This window comes from Clostridia bacterium, assembly GCA_036654455.1.
Classification (GTDB): Bacteria; Bacillota; Clostridia; order Christensenellales; family CAG-314; genus JAVVRZ01.
In genome coordinates this window covers 1-560 of the sequence record JAVVRZ010000026.1, presented here as the reverse complement: position 1 = coordinate 560, position 560 = coordinate 1, and the positions used below count along the sequence as shown (strand labels likewise).

The following is a 560-nucleotide window of genomic DNA, read 5'->3' as shown; positions in this document are numbered from 1 at the left end:
CAAAATATTTGTTTTGACGCAATCAAAATTGTTGCTGGTGGCACGGTCTGCACTAAACCTTTACGAATGTGCAGTTTCCACCAGCAACGCTGATTTCGACTCTATGAATTTTTAAAGAACAGCCTATTGATCAGATTGATCAATACAAAAGCAGTCTGAAGCCAGACTGCTTTTGTATTGAAGAGCCTTCGATTATAGCACCCTCAGGCGCTAAGTTTTGGTGGAGGATGACGGGATCGAACCGACGACCCCCTGCTTGCAAAGCAGGTGCTCTCCCAGCTGAGCTAATCCCCCGGGATCCTCTTGCACTGGCATTGGAACCTAATGGTGGGTCTAGTTGGGCTCGAACCAACGACCCCTGCGTTATCAACACAGTGCTCTAACCAGCTGAGCTACAGACCCATTCCTCAACCCGGCATGCAAGAATCTCTTCTCATCTACCAAGCCTTGGCTTGTTCCAACAACCGATAAGTGTGGGCGTTCAATTGAAGCAGCGGTTTTCCAGAAAGGAGGTGATCCAGCCGCACCTTCCGATACGGCTACCTTGTTACGACTTCACC

General features: G+C 48.9%; 2 tRNA genes and 1 rRNA gene. All 3 read right to left on the bottom strand.

The window, feature by feature from the left end:
• Positions 1–218: 218 nt before the first annotated feature.
• A tRNA-Ala gene (locus RR062_06240) sits at positions 219–294 on the bottom strand.
• A 31-nt stretch (positions 295–325) separates the two neighbouring features.
• Positions 326–402 (bottom strand) — tRNA-Ile (locus RR062_06235).
• A 103-nt stretch (positions 403–505) separates the two neighbouring features.
• A 16S ribosomal RNA gene (locus RR062_06230) occupies positions 506–560 on the bottom strand; the annotation flags it as partial.